General features: G+C 54.4%; 24 protein-coding genes. 18 read left to right on the top strand and 6 right to left on the bottom strand.

Features of this window, described 5'->3' with window-relative positions; translation table 11 throughout:
• Nucleotides 1-62: 62 nt before the first annotated feature.
• The 4 genes from ACJBF3_RS19875 to ACJBF3_RS19860 form a co-directional block, all read right to left on the bottom strand.
• On the bottom strand, nucleotides 63-896 hold the full coding sequence (locus tag ACJBF3_RS19875) for an EamA family transporter (protein WP_045328669.1): 834 nt from the start codon (nucleotides 894-896) through the stop codon (nucleotides 63-65).
• 62 nt (nucleotides 897-958) lie between these two features.
• Complete coding sequence (locus ACJBF3_RS19870; RefSeq protein ID WP_045328667.1) at nucleotides 959-1,405, bottom strand: GNAT family N-acetyltransferase; 447 nt, start codon at nucleotides 1,403-1,405, stop codon at nucleotides 959-961.
• 64 nt (nucleotides 1,406-1,469) lie between these two features.
• Nucleotides 1,470-1,559 carry a type I toxin-antitoxin system toxin TisB gene (gene tisB / locus ACJBF3_RS19865; RefSeq protein WP_072049957.1) on the bottom strand — a complete coding sequence of 30 codons (90 nt, stop codon included), beginning with the start codon at nucleotides 1,557-1,559 and terminating at the stop codon, nucleotides 1,470-1,472.
• Nucleotides 1,560-1,662: 103 nt separating this feature from the next.
• Nucleotides 1,663-2,085 (bottom strand): hypothetical protein, encoded by a 423-nt coding sequence (locus tag ACJBF3_RS19860; protein WP_072049956.1) that lies wholly within the window; start codon nucleotides 2,083-2,085, stop codon nucleotides 1,663-1,665.
• Between the two features lie 162 nt (nucleotides 2,086-2,247).
• On the opposite strand from ACJBF3_RS19860, the gene ACJBF3_RS19855 reads away from it, so the two are divergent.
• The 10 genes from ACJBF3_RS19855 to ACJBF3_RS19810 all read left to right on the top strand — a co-directional run bounded on the left by ACJBF3_RS19855 (nucleotide 2,248) and on the right by ACJBF3_RS19810 (nucleotide 11,591).
• Nucleotides 2,248-2,952, top strand: a complete 705-nt coding sequence (locus ACJBF3_RS19855; protein ID WP_045328663.1) for a hypothetical protein — start codon at nucleotides 2,248-2,250, stop codon at nucleotides 2,950-2,952.
• 207 nt (nucleotides 2,953-3,159) lie between these two features.
• Nucleotides 3,160-3,639: a type VI secretion system tube protein TssD gene (locus ACJBF3_RS19850; protein WP_045328711.1), complete on the top strand. Its 480-nt coding sequence runs from the start codon at nucleotides 3,160-3,162 to the stop codon at nucleotides 3,637-3,639.
• A 107-nt stretch (nucleotides 3,640-3,746) separates the two neighbouring features.
• Complete coding sequence (gene ivbL / locus ACJBF3_RS19845; RefSeq protein WP_057979964.1) at nucleotides 3,747-3,845, top strand: ilvB operon leader peptide IvbL; 99 nt, start codon at nucleotides 3,747-3,749, stop codon at nucleotides 3,843-3,845.
• Between the two features lie 106 nt (nucleotides 3,846-3,951).
• Nucleotides 3,952-5,640, top strand: a complete 1,689-nt coding sequence (gene ilvB, locus ACJBF3_RS19840) for an acetolactate synthase large subunit (protein WP_045328659.1) — start codon at nucleotides 3,952-3,954, stop codon at nucleotides 5,638-5,640.
• 3 nt (nucleotides 5,641-5,643) lie between these two features.
• Entirely contained in the window at nucleotides 5,644-5,931 is a 288-nt protein-coding gene (gene ilvN / locus ACJBF3_RS19835) for an acetolactate synthase small subunit (RefSeq protein ID WP_008500144.1), read from the top strand.
• A 99-nt stretch (nucleotides 5,932-6,030) separates the two neighbouring features.
• Nucleotides 6,031-6,624: a transcriptional regulator UhpA gene (uhpA, locus tag ACJBF3_RS19830; protein ID WP_006177621.1), complete on the top strand. Its 594-nt coding sequence runs from the start codon at nucleotides 6,031-6,033 to the stop codon at nucleotides 6,622-6,624.
• Nucleotides 6,621-8,126: a signal transduction histidine-protein kinase/phosphatase UhpB gene (uhpB, locus tag ACJBF3_RS19825; RefSeq protein WP_045328658.1), complete on the top strand. Its 1,506-nt coding sequence runs from the start codon at nucleotides 6,621-6,623 to the stop codon at nucleotides 8,124-8,126. Before uhpA ends, uhpB begins: the two co-directional genes overlap by 4 nt.
• Complete coding sequence (locus ACJBF3_RS19820; RefSeq protein ID WP_045328657.1) at nucleotides 8,119-9,438, top strand: MFS transporter; 1,320 nt, start codon at nucleotides 8,119-8,121, stop codon at nucleotides 9,436-9,438. Before uhpB ends, ACJBF3_RS19820 begins: the two co-directional genes overlap by 8 nt.
• Before the next feature lie 132 nt (nucleotides 9,439-9,570).
• Nucleotides 9,571-10,962 (top strand): hexose-6-phosphate:phosphate antiporter, encoded by a 1,392-nt coding sequence (gene uhpT, locus ACJBF3_RS19815; RefSeq protein WP_045328655.1) that lies wholly within the window; start codon nucleotides 9,571-9,573, stop codon nucleotides 10,960-10,962.
• A 176-nt stretch (nucleotides 10,963-11,138) separates the two neighbouring features.
• Entirely contained in the window at nucleotides 11,139-11,591 is a 453-nt protein-coding gene (locus ACJBF3_RS19810) for a DUF1198 domain-containing protein (RefSeq protein WP_045328653.1), read from the top strand.
• Here ACJBF3_RS19810 and ACJBF3_RS19805 read toward each other — a convergent pair.
• Nucleotides 11,588-12,508: a LysR family transcriptional regulator gene (locus ACJBF3_RS19805; protein WP_045328652.1), complete on the bottom strand. Its 921-nt coding sequence runs from the start codon at nucleotides 12,506-12,508 to the stop codon at nucleotides 11,588-11,590. The two genes, ACJBF3_RS19810 and ACJBF3_RS19805, sit on opposite strands and share 4 nt — an antisense overlap.
• Nucleotides 12,509-12,695: 187 nt before the next feature.
• On the opposite strand from ACJBF3_RS19805, the gene ACJBF3_RS19800 reads away from it, so the two are divergent.
• The 8 genes from ACJBF3_RS19800 to ACJBF3_RS19765 are packed head-to-tail and all read left to right on the top strand — an operon-like array spanning nucleotide 12,696 to nucleotide 18,620.
• Nucleotides 12,696-13,307: a hypothetical protein gene (locus ACJBF3_RS19800; RefSeq protein WP_045328650.1), complete on the top strand. Its 612-nt coding sequence runs from the start codon at nucleotides 12,696-12,698 to the stop codon at nucleotides 13,305-13,307.
• 10 nt (nucleotides 13,308-13,317) lie between these two features.
• Nucleotides 13,318-14,094, top strand: a complete 777-nt coding sequence (locus ACJBF3_RS19795) for an AfsA-related hotdog domain-containing protein (protein WP_045328648.1) — start codon at nucleotides 13,318-13,320, stop codon at nucleotides 14,092-14,094.
• Complete coding sequence (locus tag ACJBF3_RS19790) at nucleotides 14,087-14,920, top strand: hypothetical protein (protein ID WP_045328646.1); 834 nt, start codon at nucleotides 14,087-14,089, stop codon at nucleotides 14,918-14,920. Before ACJBF3_RS19795 ends, ACJBF3_RS19790 begins: the two co-directional genes overlap by 8 nt.
• Nucleotides 14,921-14,927: 7 nt before the next feature.
• Nucleotides 14,928-15,152 (top strand): 2-hydroxymuconate tautomerase, encoded by a 225-nt coding sequence (locus ACJBF3_RS19785; RefSeq protein ID WP_045328645.1) that lies wholly within the window; start codon nucleotides 14,928-14,930, stop codon nucleotides 15,150-15,152.
• Between the two features lie 3 nt (nucleotides 15,153-15,155).
• A complete protein-coding gene (locus tag ACJBF3_RS19780) occupies nucleotides 15,156-15,806 on the top strand; it encodes an HAD family phosphatase (RefSeq protein WP_045328644.1) in 651 nt (216 codons plus the stop codon).
• Between the two features lie 21 nt (nucleotides 15,807-15,827).
• Nucleotides 15,828-17,048 carry an MFS transporter gene (locus ACJBF3_RS19775; protein WP_045328642.1) on the top strand — a complete coding sequence of 407 codons (1,221 nt, stop codon included), beginning with the start codon at nucleotides 15,828-15,830 and terminating at the stop codon, nucleotides 17,046-17,048.
• A complete protein-coding gene (locus ACJBF3_RS19770; protein ID WP_023333965.1) occupies nucleotides 17,035-17,448 on the top strand; it encodes a carboxymuconolactone decarboxylase family protein in 414 nt (137 codons plus the stop codon). Before ACJBF3_RS19775 ends, ACJBF3_RS19770 begins: the two co-directional genes overlap by 14 nt.
• Complete coding sequence (locus ACJBF3_RS19765; protein WP_045328640.1) at nucleotides 17,445-18,620, top strand: acetyl-CoA C-acetyltransferase; 1,176 nt, start codon at nucleotides 17,445-17,447, stop codon at nucleotides 18,618-18,620. The genes ACJBF3_RS19770 and ACJBF3_RS19765 overlap by 4 nt, the downstream gene beginning before the upstream one ends.
• 67 nt (nucleotides 18,621-18,687) lie before the next feature.
• Here ACJBF3_RS19765 and ACJBF3_RS19760 read toward each other — a convergent pair whose 3' ends face one another.
• Nucleotides 18,688-19,686, bottom strand: coding sequence for an aldo/keto reductase (locus tag ACJBF3_RS19760; protein ID WP_045328637.1), 999 nt, complete (start codon nucleotides 19,684-19,686; stop codon nucleotides 18,688-18,690).
• Between the last annotated feature and the right edge of the window lie 103 nt (nucleotides 19,687-19,789).

The following is a 19,789-nucleotide window of genomic DNA, read 5'->3' as shown; positions in this document are numbered from 1 at the left end:
AATGGATGAACGATGAAAGGCAGGATTTGTAAACAAAAACGGCAACTAATGTTGCCAGTGATTTACGCGAGGCGCAGGAGAATGGCACCGCCGGCAATACCCAGCGCCGCCGCAATGCGCAGGCCCGCAACCTTCTCTTTTAAAAGCACAAAGGCGATCAGCGCCCCGAAAAGAATCGAGGTTTCACGCAGCGCCGCGACCACCGCCAGCGGTGCCTGCGTCATTGCCCAAAGCGCCAGACCATAAGAGCCCATGGTGCCAACCCCGCCGAGCAGCCCCTTTTTCCAGTGCAAACGCAGGTAGCTGGAGGCTTCGCGTCGACGCGCCACCATCGCCCAGCCGAGCAGGCAGAAGCCGTTCATAAAGAAGGTCCACAGCGTGTAGCCCAGGGCAGTATCCGACAGCCGCACGCCGGTGCCGTCCACCAGCGTATAGCCCGCGATAAAACAGGCGTTCAGCAGCGCCAGCCAGATCCCTTTTCGGGACTGCATGCGCCCGTTCATCGCCATCGCCAGAATCGACAGGCAAATGACCCCGATGCCGGACCAGGCGAGCCAGGAGAGACGATCGCCAAGCGCCAGAACGCTGATCAGTGCCACCAGCAGCGGCGCGGTGCCGCGCATCAGCGGGTAGGTCTGACTCATATCGGAAACCTGATAAGTCTTCGCCACCAGCACGGTATACACCACCTGTAGCGCGCAGGAGACGATCAAAAACGGCCAGCTTGCGGCAGAAGGCTGTGGGGAGAAGGGGAGCAGCACCAGCGCAATCAGCGTGGCGGAGCCGCTGACGCTTATCGCGGAGTAGAGCTTATCCGTTCCGGCCTTAACGATGGCGTTCCAGCTGGCATGCAGCAGCGCGGCAAAAAGCAAAATGCAGAATACGGTGATGGTCATGGCGTATCGGGTGGTGAATTGTCACTCAACTGTAACATTCACGCCCTGATGCTGCCAGCCGGTTACACCGCACAAAAAAGGCGGTGCGTCACCCGCGGTTCGTCCGAGACCCGCGTAAAACCCGCCCGGCGGTAAAACCCATACGCGCTGTCCGGCGCGTGGGTATTGAGAAAATCAAACCAGATGCTGGCATCGGCCATCACCACGGTTAAAAGCTGTTTGCCAATACCCAGCCCGCGACACTTCTCGCTGACGTAGAGATGGCGAATACGCCCGGCGCGCGGCTGCTGGCTGAAGGGATCGCGGTTGAGGCCGCATACGCCCACCAGCCTGCCGTTCAGAAACGCCCCTAGCAGCTTTTCACCCGGCGCGTTAAAGCGGTTTTCACCCCGCTGCCAGCTCTCTTCCAGCCTGCGCAGCATATTGAAATTCAATGCGATACTTTCCGCCTTCAGGGCGATATACCCCGGCTCCTCGGGCGTAACAGGCTCAATTAACAGACGCGACATAGCATTCCCTCGTTATTAAAGAGGGGCGGTTGCCCGCCCCTCTCAGGTGCGACTTGAACCTGAATTACCGAAGGAATTTCAGGACAGCATCAAGCAGTTGCAGTACAGCAACAATGAGTTTGAGGATAAGTATCACCATATCCACGATGCTCATACGCGTCTCCTTTTGGTAAAAAGGAGCACGATGCTGGCGTACCTTTCCGCCGCCTGTTGCCAGCACCTGGATTGACGTAACACAGTGTGCTCACTTCAGGGGGTTAAGGCACTGACGGCACCACCCGTTTCAGCCAGGACTTCGTTGCGCCGGTAGAACTGCGGCCCCCTCGCTCACTGCGAACACCCTCAGTATAGATAAATACTGTATATATGAACAGTGTTTTTTGGACAAAAATCGAAGGGTGATTCATACTCAAAAACGTCAAAATCCGTGCCGGAATTGCGCGTTCGTCCTCGATCGCGTATACTTTTTGCGTTGACGTAACACAGTGTGTTCTGCGGCGACCAACCGCAAAACCCTGATAAAAACCTCGCTTAGGCGGGGTTTTTTGTTTTTGGTCTGCCCACAAAAATACCGGGATAAGCAGTGGCCTGGTCAGGCTTCTTAAGAAATCAATTTTATGCAGGGTAACCAGGATAGTTTTACGAGATGCATCACCAAATAAGAAACTTAATATAAACAACAGTCTCACCAGATATTAAAGTTGCATCGCATATAGACCAGAAAAATAATATTTAATCGAATTATTTTTCTCGTGAATGTATTTTGAGGCAATTTCAATGGTTTGAATTACACTGCTTTTCAATGTATATTCTTATAACCACATGCATAATATGGATAACTTATGCAAGCATCTGATTATTTGAAGATGAAATTCCAGAGCGACAGGCAGTTAGCTATTTATGGACAGCAAGGCGTTGCTGGGACATGGAAAGCACTAAAGGGAATCGGCTCTGATCTCTATTCAGGAATAGAGCGTGTAAGCTGGTACTCATCATGCTTAATCCCCAGCTATCACGATGTATGTGATGAGCTTCTTTCAGAAGAAAAGAGGATGTACCTCTCTATTGTGTCTCTTTACCGTTATCGCGATGTAATAGCACAGATGCTCTATCTTTATTTTAAAAATGTTCTAAATGACTCTGAAAATGGAAATGAACAAAATCGCGCCCGCAAGACGGGTTCACAAGTAACCGGACTTGTTAAAAATATCCCGACAAGCAAAGCAGCGCGTTTTGCAATAGCGTGGGGGTTGGCAATATATCTTTCCAAATCTGGTCTGCTCTCAGAAATCGTCGTCGAACGGCTTGCACGCCGTGTACCGAACGTTGTCATGGCATTTCAACTAATTGGTACTGACCAGAAGTGCGCGCTTGCTGCTCGTCGCCTGAAAACGGTGGACCCAAAGTATTACGCCACTCTCTATGCCGCACAACTGGAGATGCTCTATTACTTTATTGAACCATTCTTGTCTGAACTGATTAAGAAGGTTCAAATGGGATTCTACAGGGATTTTGACGCGATTTATGACGACTTAAGGGACAAGTAGCGTGTTTAAGAGTCTGTTATCAATTCTCTTTACGGATATTTTATTTCCCGTTTATGTTTTTGTATGCGCCTCTTTTTTTCTGTGGTTGGTACCTGACCACTGGGTATTACTCACATTTATTGCTATCGGTGTATTTATCATTGTTCATCCAATAATTTTCGGTCTTTTTGATAAGTACGATTGATTTTTTTAAAAAAAGTATTCTTTATGTCAAATCCGGCTTATTTATTTCTTACAGATGAAAATGGTTTCCCCATGGTTGGCCCCAGCCTTGTGACAGGACGTGAAGGTGCAATTGAGCTCAAATCATTCACACATAATGTCAACATCCCCGTCGACGGGAATACCGGGAAATTGACCGGCACGCGTATACACATGCCCATCATGTTTCAGAAAGAATTTGACCGTGTAACCCCGCTTCTCTTTCGCGCGCTGAGTACGGGAAGAACACTCCAGTCAGCCACCATTAAGATGTATCAGATTAATGAGGCGGGTTTAGAACAGGAATATTTTAATATCCTCCTGGAGAATGTGAAAATAACCTCAATCACACCTGACCTGTATCCTGGCGCAAACACCGGAACACATCTTGAAACGGTTCTCATACACTATGAGAAAATCACCTGGAAGCATTGCGACGGCAATGTCATCTATAGCGACGCCTGGAATGAGCGAGCAACATACTGAAACGTGATCCCTGACGCATTTTTGCGCAGATGAAAATTTTTCCATTGTCACGCCCGAAAACCTGTGTTTGTATAAATTCAATCAATGATTCCAAACACAGGTCCCCAATGACTTCATCCATTTTCACTTCGACCCTACTAAAAACTGCGCAACCAGCCGCAGTGGTCGTCGTGCGTGTGGTGGTGGTCGTCGGCAATGCGCCGTAGGGACTGGATCAACACACGAATCCAAAACCCCGCCGGCGCAAACCGGGCGGGGTTTTTCGTTTAGGACCCTCCCCGGAAAGTCGGCCCAGAAGAAAAGGACTGGAGCATGGCAAGTTCGGGCACAACATCCACCAAGACGCGTTTTACCGGCGCGCAGCTGATCGTTCATTTGCTGGAACGACAGGGCATCACCATCGTAGCGGGCATCCCGGGCGGCACGGTGCTGCCGCTGTACGACGCGTTAAGCCAAAGCACAAAAATCCGCCACGTGCTGGCGCGCCACGAGCAGGGTGCGGGCTTTATCGCGCAGGGCATGGCGCGTACCCAGGGCAAACCGGCGGTCTGTATGGCCTGCAGCGGTCCGGGCGCAACCAACCTGGTGACCGCCATCGCCGACGCGCGCCTCGACTCCATTCCGCTGATCTGCATTACCGGCCAGGTGCCGTCCTCGATGATCGGCACCGATGCGTTCCAGGAAGTGGATACCTACGGCATCTCTATCCCCATCACCAAACATAACTATTTAGTTCGCGATATCAGCGAGCTTCCTCAGGTTATCAGCGATGCGTTCCGCATTGCGCAGTCCGGCCGCCCGGGCCCGGTGTGGATAGACATTCCTAAGGATGTCCAGACCGCAGAGATAGAGATCGACGTGCTGCCGGAGCCGGGCGACCGAGCCCCCGCGCCGGAATTCAGCGCGGAGAGCGTGCGCGACGCCGCAGCGATGATTAACGCCGCCAAACGCCCGGTGCTCTATCTGGGCGGTGGGGCGATCAACGCCGCGGATGAAGTCCGCCAGTTCGCTGAAAAAGCCAGCCTGCCCACCACCATGACCCTGATGGCGCTCGGCATGCTGCCCAAAGCGCACCCGCTCTCTCTCGGCATGCTGGGCATGCACGGCGCGCGCAGCACCAACTACATCCTGCAAGAAGCGGATTTGCTGATTGTAATGGGCGCGCGTTTTGATGACCGGGCGATTGGCAAAACCGAGCAGTTCTGCCCGAACGCCAAAATCATTCACGTGGACATCGACCGCGCCGAGCTGGGTAAAATCAAGCAGCCGCACGTGGCGATTCAGGGCGACGTGGCGGAAGTGCTGTCGCAGCTGATCCCGCAGACGGACGCGATCGACCGCGCCGACTGGCGTCAGCTGGTGGCCGATCTGCAGCGCGAGTTCCCGGGCGCCATCCCAACCGAAGGCGACCCGCTGAGCCACTATGGTCTTATCAACGCCGTGGCCGCCTGCGTGGACGACAGCGCGATTATTACCACCGACGTGGGCCAGCACCAGATGTGGACCGCTCAGGCGTACCCGCTGAACCGTCCGCGCCAGTGGTTGACCTCCGGCGGCCTCGGCACCATGGGCTTTGGCCTGCCCGCAGCCGTGGGCGCGGCGCTGGCGAATCCGGACCGCAAGGTCATTTGCTTCTCCGGCGACGGCAGCCTGATGATGAACATTCAGGAAATGGCGACCGCAGCCGAAAACCAGTTAGACGTGAAAATCATCCTGATGAACAACGAGGCGCTGGGGCTGGTGCACCAGCAGCAGAGCCTGTTCTACAAGCAGGGGGTGTTTGCGGCGACCTATCCGGGGATGATTAACTTTATGCAGATTGCCGCCGGTTTTGGCCTGCATACCTGCGATCTGAACGCGGAAGAGGATGCCCACGCGGCGCTGCAGGCGGCGATTTCGCGTCCCGGCCCGGCGCTGATCCACGTGCGTATCGACCCTGAACAAAAAGTGTATCCGATGGTGCCGCCGGGTGCGGCAAATACTGAGATGGTGGGAGAATAAGCCATGCAGAAACAACATGATAACGTCATCCTGGAACTCACCGTCCGCAACCATCCCGGCGTCATGACCCACGTCTGCGGGCTGTTTGCCCGCCGGGCGTTTAACGTGGAAGGGATCCTCTGTCTGCCGATTCAGGGCAGCGAACACAGCCGCATCTGGCTACTGGTGAACGACGACCAGCGTCTGGAGCAGATGATGGCGCAGATCGACAAGCTGGAAGACGTCACCAACGTGGCGCGCAACCAGTCCGATCCCACCATGTTTAACAAAATTGCGGTGTTTTTCGAGTAAATCGCTTAAGGTAAGCGCCTTTGTTGGCCTACGAACTTTGCCCTTTGTAGGCCGGATAAGCGCAGCGCCATCCGGCGCTTTCAGACCGCAGGAACGCACATGATTACCATCGCCCTTATCGACGACCACCTTATCGTCCGCTCCGGATTTGCCCAGCTTTTGAGCCTCGAACCCGATTTTCAGGTCGTGGCCGAGTTTGGCTCCGGCCGCGAGGCGCTGGCGGGCCTGCCGGGGCGCGGGGTGCAGGTCTGCATCTGCGATATCTCGATGCCGGATCTCTCCGGTCTGGAGCTGCTAAGCCAGCTGCCGAAAGGCATGGCGACGATCATGCTGTCGGTTCACGACAGCCCGGCGCTGGTGGAACAGGCGTTAAACGCCGGCGCGCGCGGGTTTCTCTCCAAGCGCTGCAGCCCGGACGAGCTGATCGCCGCCGTGCGCACCGTCGCAACAGGCGGCTGCTATCTGACGCCGGATATTGCCATCAAGCTGGCGGCCGGGCGCCAGGATCCGCTCACCAGACGCGAACGACAGGTGGCGGAAAAGCTCGCGCAGGGGATGGCGGTGAAAGAGATTGCCGCCGAACTGGGGCTGTCGCCCAAAACCGTTCACGTTCATCGCGCTAACCTGATGGAAAAACTCGGCGTCAGTAACGACGTCGAGCTGGCGCGACGCATGTTCGACAGCTGGCAATGAGTCACGCTTTTTCACGGCTGATCGCCGTTGTCGCCAGCTTTTTTATCTTCTCCGCCGCCTGGTTCTGTCTGTGGAGCATCAGCCTGCACCTGGTGGAGCGCCCCGAGCTGGCGGTGCTGCTGTTTCCCTTCGGGCTGCGTCTGGGGTTAATGCTCCAGTGTCCGCGCGGCTACTGGCCCGTTTTGCTGGGGGCCGAGTGGCTGATGCTGGTCTGGCTGGCGCAGGAAGTGGCTCTCGCGCACTTGCCCTTATTGATGACCGGAAGCCTGCTCACGCTTCTCCCGGTTGCCCTCATTTCGCGCTACCGCCACCAGCGCGACTGGCGCACCCTGCTGCGCCAGGGAGCAGCGCTGATCGCCGCCGCGCTGCTGCAGTCCCTGCCGTGGGTCGGCGAGAAGGAGATGCTCAACGCCCTGCTGCTGACCCTCACCGGCGGCCTGACGCTCGCCCCGACCTGCCTCGTGATCTGGCACTATCTCACCAGCACCGTCTGGCAGCCGCTCGGTCCCGCGCTGGTCTCTCAACCGGTGAACTGGCGCGCCCGACACCTTATCTGGTATCTGCTGCTGTTTGTGGTAAGCCTCTGGCTGCAGCTTGGCCTTCCCGCTGAGCTTTCACGCTTCACGCCGTTTTGCCTGGCGCTGCCGATTATCGCCCTGGCCTGGCACTACGGCTGGCAGGGGGCGCTGATCGCCACGCTGATGAACGCCATCGCGCTGATTGCCAGCCAGACCTGGCACGACCATCCCGTTGATCTGCTGCTCTCCCTGCTGGCCCAGAGCCTGACCGGGCTGCTGCTCGGGGCGGGCATTCAGCGCCTGCGCGAGCTGAACCAGTCTCTGCAAACCGAGCTGGCGCGCAACCGCCGTCTGGCGGAGCGACTGCTGGAGACCGAAGAGAGCGTGCGGCAGGAGGTCGCCCGCGAGCTGCACGACGATATCGGCCAGACCATCACCGCTATCCGCACCCAGGCGGGCATTGTCCAGCGTCTGGCGGCGGAAAATGCGGGCGTGAAGCAGGGCGGGGCGCATATTGAACAGCTTTCGCTTGGCGTGTACGACTCGGTGCGCCGCCTGCTCGGCAGGCTGCGCCCGCGCCAGCTGGACGATCTGTCGCTGGAGCAGGCGGTGCGCTCCCTGATGCGCGAGATGGAGCTGGAAAGCCGCGGTATCGTCAGCCATCTCGACTGGCGTATTGATGAACGGGCGCTGAGCGAAGGCCAGCGCGTAACGCTGTTTCGCGTCTGTCAGGAAGGGCTGAACAATATCGTCAAGCACGCCAGCGCCAGCGCGGTCACGATCCAGGGCTGGCAGCAGGACGACAGCCTGAAGCTGGTCATTGAAGACGACGGCTGCGGCCTGCCGCCGGGATCCGGCCAGCAGGGCTTTGGCCTGGCGGGCATGCGCGAGCGCGTCAAGGCGCTGGGCGGCACGCTGAACCTCTCCTGCACCCACGGGACGCGCGTCAGCGTCAGCCTGCCGCTAAGGAGCCACCATGTTTAAAACCCCTGCCAGCGCCGCGCCGATTGGCGATAAAGCGGAAATCGACGCCCGCTACCGCTACTGGCGTCGCCATATCCTGATGACCATCTGGCTCGGCTACGCGCTGTTCTACTTCACCCGCAAAAGCTTCAACGCCGCCGCCCCGGAAATCCTCGCCAGCGGCGTGATGACGCGCACCGATATCGGCCTGCTGGCGACGCTGTTTTACATCACCTACGGCCTGTCGAAGTTCTTCTCCGGCATCGTCAGCGACCGCTCCAACGCGCGCTATTTTATGGGGGCAGGGCTGATCGCCACCGGCGTGGTGAATATCCTGTTTGGTTTCTCCACCTCGCTGTGGGCCTTTGCCCTGCTGTGGGCGCTGAACGCCTTTTTCCAGGGCTGGGGCGCGCCGGTCTGCGCCCGCCTGCTCACCGCCTGGTACTCGCGCAACGAGCGCGGCGGCTGGTGGGCAATCTGGAACACGGCGCACAACGTCGGCGGGGCGCTGATCCCCATGGTGGTGGGCGCCGCGGCGCTGCACTACGGCTGGCGCGCGGGAATGATGATTGCGGGTGGTCTGGCGATAATTGCCGGGCTGTTCCTCTGCTGGCGCCTGCGCGACAGGCCGCAAACCGTCGGCCTGCCCGCGGTGGGCGACTGGCGGCACGACGAGATGGAGATCGCCCAGCAGCAGGAGGGCGCGGGGCTGACCCGCAGGGAGATCCTCACCAAATACGTGCTCAAAAACCCGTACATCTGGCTGCTGTCGCTCTGCTACGTGCTGGTCTACATAGTGCGCGCGGCGATCAACGACTGGGGCAACCTGTACATGTCCGAGACGCTCGGCGTGGACCTGGTCACCGCCAACTCGGCGGTGACGATGTTCGAGCTGGGCGGGTTTATCGGCGCGCTGGTGGCGGGCTGGGGCTCGGATAAGCTTTTTAACGGCAACCGCGGCCCGATGAACCTGATTTTTGCCGCCGGGATACTGCTCTCCGTCGGCTCGCTGTGGCTGATGCCGTTCGCCAGCTACGTGATGCAGGCGGCGTGCTTCTTCACCACCGGCTTCTTCGTGTTTGGCCCGCAGATGCTGATCGGCATGGCGGCGGCGGAGTGCTCGCACAAAGAGGCGGCGGGCGCGGCGACGGGGTTTGTCGGGCTGTTTGCCTATCTTGGAGCATCCCTCTCCGGCTGGCCGCTGGCGCGGGTGATCGACATCTGGCACTGGAGCGGATTCTTCGCGGTGATCGCCATCGCGGCGGGGATCTCCGCCCTGCTGCTGCTGCCATTTCTGCATGCGCAGGCCCCGCGCGAGGCCAGCGTGATGTGATGCGCCTCACCTTTTCGCTCCGAGTGGCCTAAAACTAAGAAATTTTCCCGGTTTTACCTGGACGCTGTCTCAGGCATCTCTCCCGGCTGGTTTTTACAATGCTGCAAAAATCCGCTCAGGAGTAAACCAACCATGCTGGCCTTCTTAAACCAGGTGCGCAAGCCGACCCTGGATCTGCCGCTCGACGTGCGGCGCAAGATGTGGTTCAAACCGTTCATGCAGTCCTATCTGGTAGTCTTCATCGGCTACCTGACCATGTACCTGATCCGCAAAAACTTTAACATCGCGCAGAACGACATGATCTCAACCTACGGGCTGAGCATGACGCAGCTGGGGATGATTGGTCTGGGCTTCTCCATCACCTACGGCGTGGGGAAAACCGTCGTTTCCTACTATGCGGACGGTAAAAATACCAAGCAGTTCCTGCCGTTTATGCTGATCCTCTCCGCCATCTGTATGCTCGGCTTCAGCGCCAGCATGGGCGCGGGCTCCGTCAGCCTGTTCCTGATGATCGCCTTCTACGCCCTGAGCGGTTTCTTCCAGAGTACCGGCGGGTCGTGCAGCTACTCCACCATCACCAAGTGGACCCCGCGCCGCAAGCGTGGTTCATACCTCGGCATGTGGAACATCTCCCACAACCTCGGCGGGGCGGGTGCGGCTGGCGTGGCGCTGTTCGGCGCAAATTACCTGTTCGACGGTCACGTGATCGGCATGTTTATCTTCCCGTCGATTATCGCCCTGATTGTCGGCTTTATCGGCCTGCGCTACGGCAGCGACTCCCCGGAATCTTACGGCCTTGGCAAAGCCGAAGAGCTGTTCGGCGAGGAGATCAGCGAAGAGGATAAAGAGACCGAAGAAAACGAGATGACCAAATGGCAGATCTTTGTTGAGTACGTGCTGAAAAACAAAGTGATCTGGCTGCTGTGCTTCTCAAACATCTTCCTTTACGTGGTGCGTATCGGCATCGACCAGTGGTCTACCGTGTATGCCTTCCAGGAGCTGAAGCTCTCTAAAGAGGTGGCGATTCAGGGCTTCACCCTGTTCGAAGTGGGCGCGCTGGTTGGCACGCTGCTGTGGGGCTGGCTCTCCGACCTCGCCAACGGTCGTCGCGCGCTGGTGGCCTGCGTCGCGCTGGCGCTGATTATCGCCACCCTCGGCGTCTACCAGCACGCCAGCAACCAGTACGTTTACCTGGCGTCGCTGTTCGCGCTCGGCTTCCTGGTATTTGGCCCACAGCTGCTGATCGGCGTGGCCGCCGTTGGCTTCGTGCCGAAAAAAGCGATCGGCGCGGCCGATGGAATTAAAGGCACGTTCGCCTACCTGATCGGCGACAGCTTCGCCAAGCTGGGTCTGGGGATGATCGCCGACGGCACGCCGATTTTCGGCCTCACCGGCTGGGCGGGCACCTTCGCGGCGCTGGATGCGGCAGCGATCGGCTGTATCGTCCTGATGGCGATGGTTGCGGTGCTGGAAGAACGTAAAATTCGCCGCGAAAGGCGAGTGCAGAAATTAAAAACAGCCTGAGTGTGCAGGTAACTTCTTTGCCCGGTGTGTGATGCCGGGCTTTTTTTTATTTCCGCCGACGGCATTAATACCTTATCCCCATTCTGCAACGTCTTTTCAGTGCACTATTCTGGTTCTGCCCGCTGTTGAGGCCGTGCGTTTCCCGTTATGATGAGCGGCTAGTCTAAGGAGAACGCATGGTCTGGATAATGCTGGCAACGCTTGCCGTGGTCTTTGTGGTGGGATTTCGCGTCCTGACCTCAGATTCCCGCCGCGCCATCAAACGTTTAAGCGAGCGGCTGGGCACCACCCCGATGCCGGTCGAGTCGATGATCGATCAGTTCGGTAAAACGCCCGGGAACGAGTTTATCCGCTATCTTGAACGCCCCGACGAGGCGCATCTGCAAAATGCCGCCCAGGTGCTGCTCATCTGGCAAGTCTGCATTGTCGACGGCAGTGAAGAGAACCTGCACACGTGGCACCGCCTGCTGCGTAAAGCCCGTCTGGCCGCGCCGATCACCGATGCGCAAATTCGTCTGGCGCTTGGCTTTATGCGCGAGATGGAGCCCGACCCGCAGGAGCTTAACGCCTTCCAGCTGCGCTATAAACAGCTCTTCCTGCCGGAAGAGGGTGTGTTTTATCTGCATTAAGGCATTTTGCCGCATAACACATTCTGAGCGTTCAGAATCTCCTCTCTATTTTCATTGAGGCGGGTGGCGGCATAGATATCTATGTTTAACCTTTTTGCCTCCGCGTCCGTGAGTTCACGGTAGCAAAGTCCTTCCTGATTAAAGGTGCATTTCGACTGAGGCAGTAGCGCAAATCCTTTCCCTCTTGCGATACGGCTTAGCATCACAAGGGTATCATCCGGCTCTTTTATCCGCTTCAGCGGCGTTTTCAGCGTCTCAAAGTAGCTTTCGCATTTGTCGTAGAATGAAGGGTTTGCACTTCTGGAAAACCAGAATATGGGTAAATCACTGATATCTTCGAGGGAGACTTTCTCTTTGAGACTTGCTGGGTGTAAAGAGGGCATTGCGATGAGTAACGGCTCCTGGCAGACCCACCGGTACTGAACAATATCTTCATGGCCTGTCCCTTTTTCCCCGGTTAGCACCAGATCCAGCATATTTTTAGACAAGCTTTGCAGCAGTTGCGCTGACGTCAGATCCGGCGTTTCGACATCATCTCCCGCGTTCATTTTTTGAAGCTGGGTGTTCACGGGTTCAATATATTCAAAATTAAGCGTCCGCGTGAGACCGATACGCAGGCTCGTTTCAGAAGAGAGAGGATCTTCTTTTAGATTACTGATGTCTTTAAGGATTTTTTCTGCCTGAACAACCAGCGCACGACCTGCTTCAGTGAGGCTAACGTCATGCGTGCTGCGGCTGAACAACTGACGTTTCAGAACCGCTTCAAGGCACTTTATCTGGCGCGTCAATGGCGGTTGAGTCATGCGTAGACGTTCGGCAGCTTTACGGAAATTCAGTTCATGTGCAACAGCAAGAAAGCATTGTAATTGTTTGATACTGGGCAGGTTATTGCTGATTAAATGTTCTGCTGTGGCCATACGTGAGTCCTGAATGCGAAAAGGTATTTAGTCTTTTTTCGATTTTGATATTACACGCTAAATGCGGGCAGCAAAACCTGTTTTAACAGTAATACAAAAAATATATTACAAATTTAACAATTCCAATTGTTTCCTGTATTGATAAATTTCTATGCGAATCCTCACTCAATCAATATTCGGAGTAATTATGTCGTCTAAATATGTACTGGTATCACGCTTCCCATTAAAAAATACTTTTTCTGAAAAAGAATTTAATTCATTAAAAAGCAATGAAAACGTTCGCTACTATTCCTGTGAAGAAAACGGCATTAATGAATTGCTGGAACTGCGCGCGTTCAATGACATTAAAGAAATTGCGTGGGTTGAGAGTGAAATGGAATCCATGTTCCATCGTTTCTCGGATGTTCTTTCTGCCGATATTCGTCGCGAATTACTTAAATTTGTTGAATCCCCGATCGATAATAAAAAGAATTTACCAGAATCAAATTATATCCAGCTTCGTCACGTTGAAGTGCCAGCGCATAACTATCAGCAGTACCGTCAGTGGCGCGATGAAACCATTTTTAATGTGGTAAGAGATAACAAAGATAAGATTGAAAGTTTCGAAGCGTTTCATTCTCTGATCAGTGGTGTTCCGGGTGTAATGTTTATCTCCTCATTCAACGGTGATAAAGCAGCATATAAAGAAGCATTTACCAATGCACGTTACCAGGAAATCATTCAGCAAGCCGGCGACAACTTTATTACTGGCGGCAATGACGGCCTTTATACGCGCATCTACCGTGCTTGCTGTTGTTGAGGAACACTGAATGAACTGTAAAAAATTGGTTGTTGTTGGCGATAAATTTAATGAATTTGCCAACGGTAAAGATGTATTGACTATATCTCAGCTTGAATTATTGACTCAGATCCCTGCGAATATTATTGATAAAGAACACGAAATTATTGTTGGTCAGGGCGTGCGCAAGGATTTTGCCGGAAAAGTAATTTCAAACCAGGCAAGAAATGCAGTTCATGGTAATAAACTTAAAATGTGCTCTCTGGAAAAACTGGTTAGCGACAAAAAAAATGCACATTGCCATAAAAAGCTAGAACAGAACGTACTTATAGGTCCTGCTGAACAGGCTGAGCATAATCCCGATCTTTATGCTATGCCTTTGTTGATCGACGAACGTTGCGAATTGATGGCGGATCACCAGACGGGCCAGCATATTCAGGGAATGCTGCTGGTTGAAGCCAGCCGACAGGCCTTTATCGGCGTCACCGAGGAATTTATTTACCAGCAGGAAAGCGGGCGCTATTACGTCATTAATAGCATGGCAATCAATTTTGCCAGTTTCCTGTTCCCTTTACCGGCGCTGGTCCACTTTGAATTTCTTGAAAAAGATATTAATGACCGCCGGGGGCGTTTCAAGGCTCAGGTTCGCGTCACGCAGCACCAAACGCTTTGCGCGACAATGGATGTGTCGTTCACCGTCTATCCTTCCGCCCTGATTACAGAGAAAGAAAAATCTCTGGCTGAGGTTGCCATGCAGGCGACCATCGTTCAGCAGCAAGGGGCGGCTCAGGGGGTAACGCATGCCTGAATCACGTAGCCAGAAATACCGTCTGGCTGCGACCACGCAGGGGCCGCTTTACCCCCCTGCGGAGGTCATGGACGGGAAGGGTAATTTTGTCGTGGTTGGCATGGTGCCCGGGGATAACGGCCTGCAGTGGCGAAGCGTCATTGTCTCACCGGACAGCGCGCTCCCGGCATTTGGGGAAATCGCACCCTATAACATTCTGTGTGATATAGAAAAAATGCCTCAGGATGCCTTGAAGGAGATCATTCTTCATACGCTCCCTTTACCCATTCCGATGAACAACTACCGGATGATTTTCGCACCGGAACAGCGGCCGCAGGCCAATAATGAAATGCGGCCGAGCGTGCCGCTTCATGACGGCTATATTGCGGATTATCGCAGCAGCGATGGAAAACGAGACATCCAGCCTGTTACCCTCGCTGCCTGGCTTGAGGCAGAGGGCATTTTTGACGTCACGTTGTCCGAAGACAAGAAGCGAGCAAGGTTCACGTTTTCGTTCCGGAGTCTTGTTCCGGATAGCGTTTATACCGTGATGAGTCTCAGGGAAAACGATTTAGCCTCTGAGGCGCCGAGCAGGCCTGGCCCGCTCGGCATACCCAACGTATTTATAACCGATAGCGAAGGTAATGCCGAATATTGGGCAGAGTTAACCGATCCTTTTCCGGCGCCGGAGAGGAAAGGAAACAGAATTATTAACGTGGTCGTACTTTATATGAGCTCGCGCCAGAGCTACGGCGGTGCAATTGGTTTTTACGGTCTTGGAGGCGATATCCATGCCCATTTAAAACTTAAAGGCCGTTCCTTCGATGAATTTACAACTATAGAGTGAGAAAAGTATGCCGTTTGTTCATGTGATGACCTGGCCGACGAAAGATGAAAATCAAATCATCAGTCTTCAGGAAGATATTACGTTTGCCGTACACAAAAATACAGGTGCACCGCTGGATAAAATCTCCGTGGTGGTTTCTGAAATTTCGCCTTCCCGCTGGGCGGATGCAGGTGTGTCTGGTACGGATAAAGATTTCCCGGTTAAGAGCCGAAGAAAAAACTACGAGGAATAGGTTTTGCGTAAACACGCCGCATTTTTTGACGTTGATGAGACGCTTATAAATATTAAAAGTATGTTTGATTTCTATGATTTCTGGTGCAGGGAAAATAATCAACACGATCGTCTTCAACGCTTTATGTCTCGCTTTCGCGCTGACGTAAAAAACGGTGTACCAAGGGAGACGCTGAACCGAGAGTATTATCGCCAGTTTAAAGGTGTATCTTGTCGTTATCTGGACGAAATGGGCGAGGAATGGTTCAGGCGTAAGCTGGAAAACGAATTTTTTATTGAGAGTGCCGTTTCAGCACTTAAAGACCATCAGAGCCAGAACATGTACACCGTATTTATATCGGGCTCTATGCTTCCGATTCTGTCACCCATTGCGAAATACCTTGGGGTAACGGATGTATTCTGTGCACCGGTCATAATAAATGAAGCAGGTGAGTTAACGGGTGAAATCGGCCAGCCGCAAACAATTGGCGCGGGTAAAAAAGATGCGCTTATAACGTTTTGCCGGGATAAGGAGATTAACCCGGCGGATTGTTATGCCTACGGTGACGATGTTTCGGATATTCCAATGCTCGAAGCCATCGGGCATCCCGTCTGTGTGGGAGAGCATTCCGCGCTTACCCGATATGCAGCAGAAAAAAATTGGCACATTATTTAAACCATTATTGAGGTAAGTAGTATGACTTCAGAACTCTCCCCGCAAAATATGACGTTAAGGTCATGGCTTGCGTTATTCATTCTGGCTATTTCAACGTTTACTATTGTCACTACTGAACTGGCACCCGTCGGATTATTAACGCCAATCGCAGAGGGGCTACAGTCTTCAGAATCCGCGGTGGGCATGACCGTGTCGCTTTATGCCTGGGTGGGGGCGTTGAGTGCGTTGTTTGCCTCCGTTTTTTTAGGCAATGTTGCCAAGAAGCGGCTTTTACTAGTGCTCACCGTGGTGCTTCTGATCTCCAACATCATGGCCGCGACGGTAAACACCTACAGCATGCTGCTTAGCCCCCGAGTGTTGGGTGCGCTTGCTCACGGTGCATTCTGGGCGATGATCGGCGCAACGGCGGTTGCTATCGTTCCTGCCAGATATATTGGGGCGGCGACGTCAATCGTATTTGGTGGCGTCTCTGCAGCAAGCGTTTTTGGCGTACCGGTATCCAACTACATTGGTATTCACTTCGGCTGGCGGCAGGCATTTTGGCTGATGGCCGCGCTCAGCGTAATTGCCTTTGTGGGTATTAGCGTTCTTGTTCCCCAGATCACCAGCAAAAGTGCGCTAGGCCTGGATGCGCTTAAAGGCGTGCTGAAATCATCTACCTTGTGGAAAATTTACTCCGCTACCCTGCTGGCCGTTACGGCCCACTTTGCCGCCTTTACGTACATTGAACCCTGGCTACACACGCAGAGTTTACTGTCCACCGCGTTTATTCCCGCTGTGCTTTTTGTTTACGGCATCGCGGGTCTTGCCGGTAATTTTCTGACCGGCGTGTTGATTGATAAGTATCTCAAGCTGACGGTCTCTTTGTCTGTACTGCTGATCTGTGCAGTGCTGCTGTTCCTGGGCCTGTCAGGCGCTTCGCTCTCTGCTGCGCTGATATTTATCAGCATGATTGTCTGGGGCGTTGCCGTGTCCGGAATATTTGTCGGCTTCCAGACCTGGGTTTTACGTATGGCTGAGGATAAAGCTTTCCCGGCCTCCGCAATCTACGTTTCGTTTTTCAATACCGCGATTGGTATCGGCGCGTCGGTCGGTGCCTGGATGGTTTCAGCATTTTCAATGCCGCTCCTGTATATCGTCGCCGGCACGGCCATCGGCCTGTCCATTCTGCTTGTCGCGGTTATTCCTGCAACGTTGACCGCAAAACAGTCCCCTCTGGAGAAATCTTATGAGTCAAATTAATGACCGCACGCGCTATGGCAGAGAGATTATGGACCGTCTTGAAGCGGGACTTGCGGATAAAGTCACCCGCCGCCTGAGCGAGCTGGACCCGGGGCTGCCCGCCCTGATTACCGACTATGCGTTCGGGGATGTGGTGGGGCGTCCGGGACTGGATCTCAAAACGCGCGAAATGCTGACCGTCGCCTCGCTTGTGACGCTGGGCAATGCCATGCCGCAGCTGGAACTGCATATGAGAGGCGCGCTCAACACAGGCGTGACGCCGGAAGAGCTGCTTGAAATCGTGATACAGATGGCGGTGTATGCTGGTGTTCCCGCCTGTATGAATGGTCTTACTGCATACCGGGCGGCAATGGCCGCGACGGGTCATACCTTGCCAGGACTGAAAGGGGGGGACGCATGAGAGAGGTTGTCATTATTGCAGCCCGCCGCACGGCGACGGGCGCATTTCAGGGCGCACTTGCTGAGCATTCCGCTTCTGATTTGGGAAGCCGGGTCATTCAGGCGCTCCTGAAAGAATCTGGCGTAGAGGCCGGTGATATCTCTCAGGTCATTATGGGGCAGGTACTTACTGCGGGTTGCGGTCAAAATCCGGCCCGGCAGTCGGCCCTGAATGCCGGATTATCGGTAGAAACGCAATGTCTGACAATCAATAAAGTGTGTGGTTCGGGGCTAAAGGCGGTCCATCTGGGCATGCAGGCGCTTCAGACGGGTGAGGCTGAATTTGTTATCGCCGGAGGTCAGGAGAGTATGTCCAACGCGCCGCATATCGCCATGACGTCACGTAGCGGAACACGGCTGGGTGATATCACTCTCAAAGATAGCCTGGTTTCTGACGGACTCTGGGATGCCTTCAACGATTATCATATGGGTATCACCGCTGAGAATGTCGCGACGGAATTTGGTATCAGCCGCGAAATGCAGGATGAGTATGCCCTTATCTCTCACCACAATGCGCTTGAAGCGCAGGCGCGCGGCATTTTTGAGCGCGAAATTGTTCCGGTTGAGTGGCTGACGCGAAAAGGCGAAACGATTAGCGTGGAAAGGGATGAAGGGCCGCGTGCAACCAGTATTGAAAAATTGACGAAGCTGAGGCCTGTCTTCCGAAAAGAGGGAACGGTGACGGCGGGAAATGCGTCATCGCTGAATGACGGTGCCGCTGCGGTACTGCTTTGTACGCGTGATACCGCCGAAGCGCGTGGCTTGCCGGTTCTGGCTTCGCTGGGCGTTTTTACCAATTCCGGTATCCAGCCGGCATTAATGGGCGCAGCCCCGATTCATGCCATTGCCGACTGTCTTTCCCGCTCGGGATGGAAGCCTGAGGATATCGATCACCTTGAATCCAACGAAGCGTTTGCCGCCCAGGCGCTGGCGGTGATTCAGCAGGCTGGGATTTCCCCGGATCGTATCAATCCTTACGGCGGGGCCATCGCGCTTGGGCATGCGATAGGCGCATCTGGCTGCCGGATTTTGGTGACGCTGGTTCATTCCCTGGTCCGTAACGACGGCAAGCGTGGCGTCGCCGCACTGTGCGTAGGCGGTGGGGAAGGTGTCGCGTTGAGCGTTTATCGCTAACGGCACGGCGTATATGTAGAAATAAAAAAACCGGTTTTACCCGGTTTTTTTATTTCATGATGAGGTATCAGGCGTTCACACCCTTCATTCCCTCTGCAGAATAGCGTTCCCCTTTAATTTCTATCTTCCGATGAATATTGTTCAGCGATTCAACATCGCTTTTTTCCAGAACAACGTCAGCCGCATGGGCATTCTCAGCCAGGTAACGGGTGTGCTTAGTGCCCGGAATGGGGACCAGCTTATCGTATTGCGCCAGCAGCCAGGCCAGGGCAATTTGCCCTGTAGTGCAGTCGTATTTCTGCGCAAGCGGGGCAATGGCATCAAGAAGCTGGCGATTATGATCAAGACTGGACTGAATAAAACGCGCATTATTCTTGCGGAAATCACCGTCTGCAAAATCGTTGTTGCTGAGGTATTTTCCTGTCAGGAAGCCCCTGCCCAGAGGAGAGTAAGGGACCAGACCGATACCCAACGCTTTCACAACCGGCAGAACGGTATCCTCAATATCACGCGTCCACAGCGAATATTCGGTTTGCAGCGCAGTGACCGGATGTACCGCATGGGCTCGCTGTAGCGTGGCAGCCGACACTTCACAAAGACCAACGTGATTAATTTTGCCTTCCTTAACGAGCGCGCTCAGGCACTCCATGCTCTCTTCAACGGGCGTTTCGTTGCTGACTCTGTGCAGGTAAAAGAGATCGATGCGTTCAACGCCAAGCCGCTTAAGGGATTCGTTACAGCAACGGGTAATATAATCGGGTGTGTTATTGATTGTGCGGGCATAGGACTCGTCAGGCGAGCGGTCAATACCGCATTTCGTGGCAATTTTAAACTGCTCGCGAGTGCTTTTATCCAGCCCGGCAAGAAAGTGGCCGATCAGCCGTTCGTTGTGACCACGACCGTAGAGGTTCGCGGTATCAATAAACGTTACGTTCAGATCAATGAGCTTGTGCAACACTTCCAGGGACGCATTGTCATTTGTTTGCCCGTAAAACTCGCTCAGCCCCATGGCACCATAGCCAATAGAACTTACGGTAAGATGTTGAGATAAAGTACGTGTTTTCATCGTTCCTCCTTTTCAGACGCTATGATTGTTTCACCTCAAATGTGGATACTGAATTTTCATTTTCGTTATGCTGAAAAGGTATCAATGCAGGCAGGCCGCTATT

The sequence above is a fragment of the Enterobacter sp. PP-008-ECC_S150 genome, from assembly GCF_045257065.1.
GTDB classification, from domain to species: Bacteria; Pseudomonadota; Gammaproteobacteria; order Enterobacterales; family Enterobacteriaceae; genus Enterobacter; species Enterobacter chengduensis.
The sequence above is the reverse complement of the archived record's forward strand: the minus strand, read 5'-3'. Positions and strand labels throughout refer to the sequence as shown.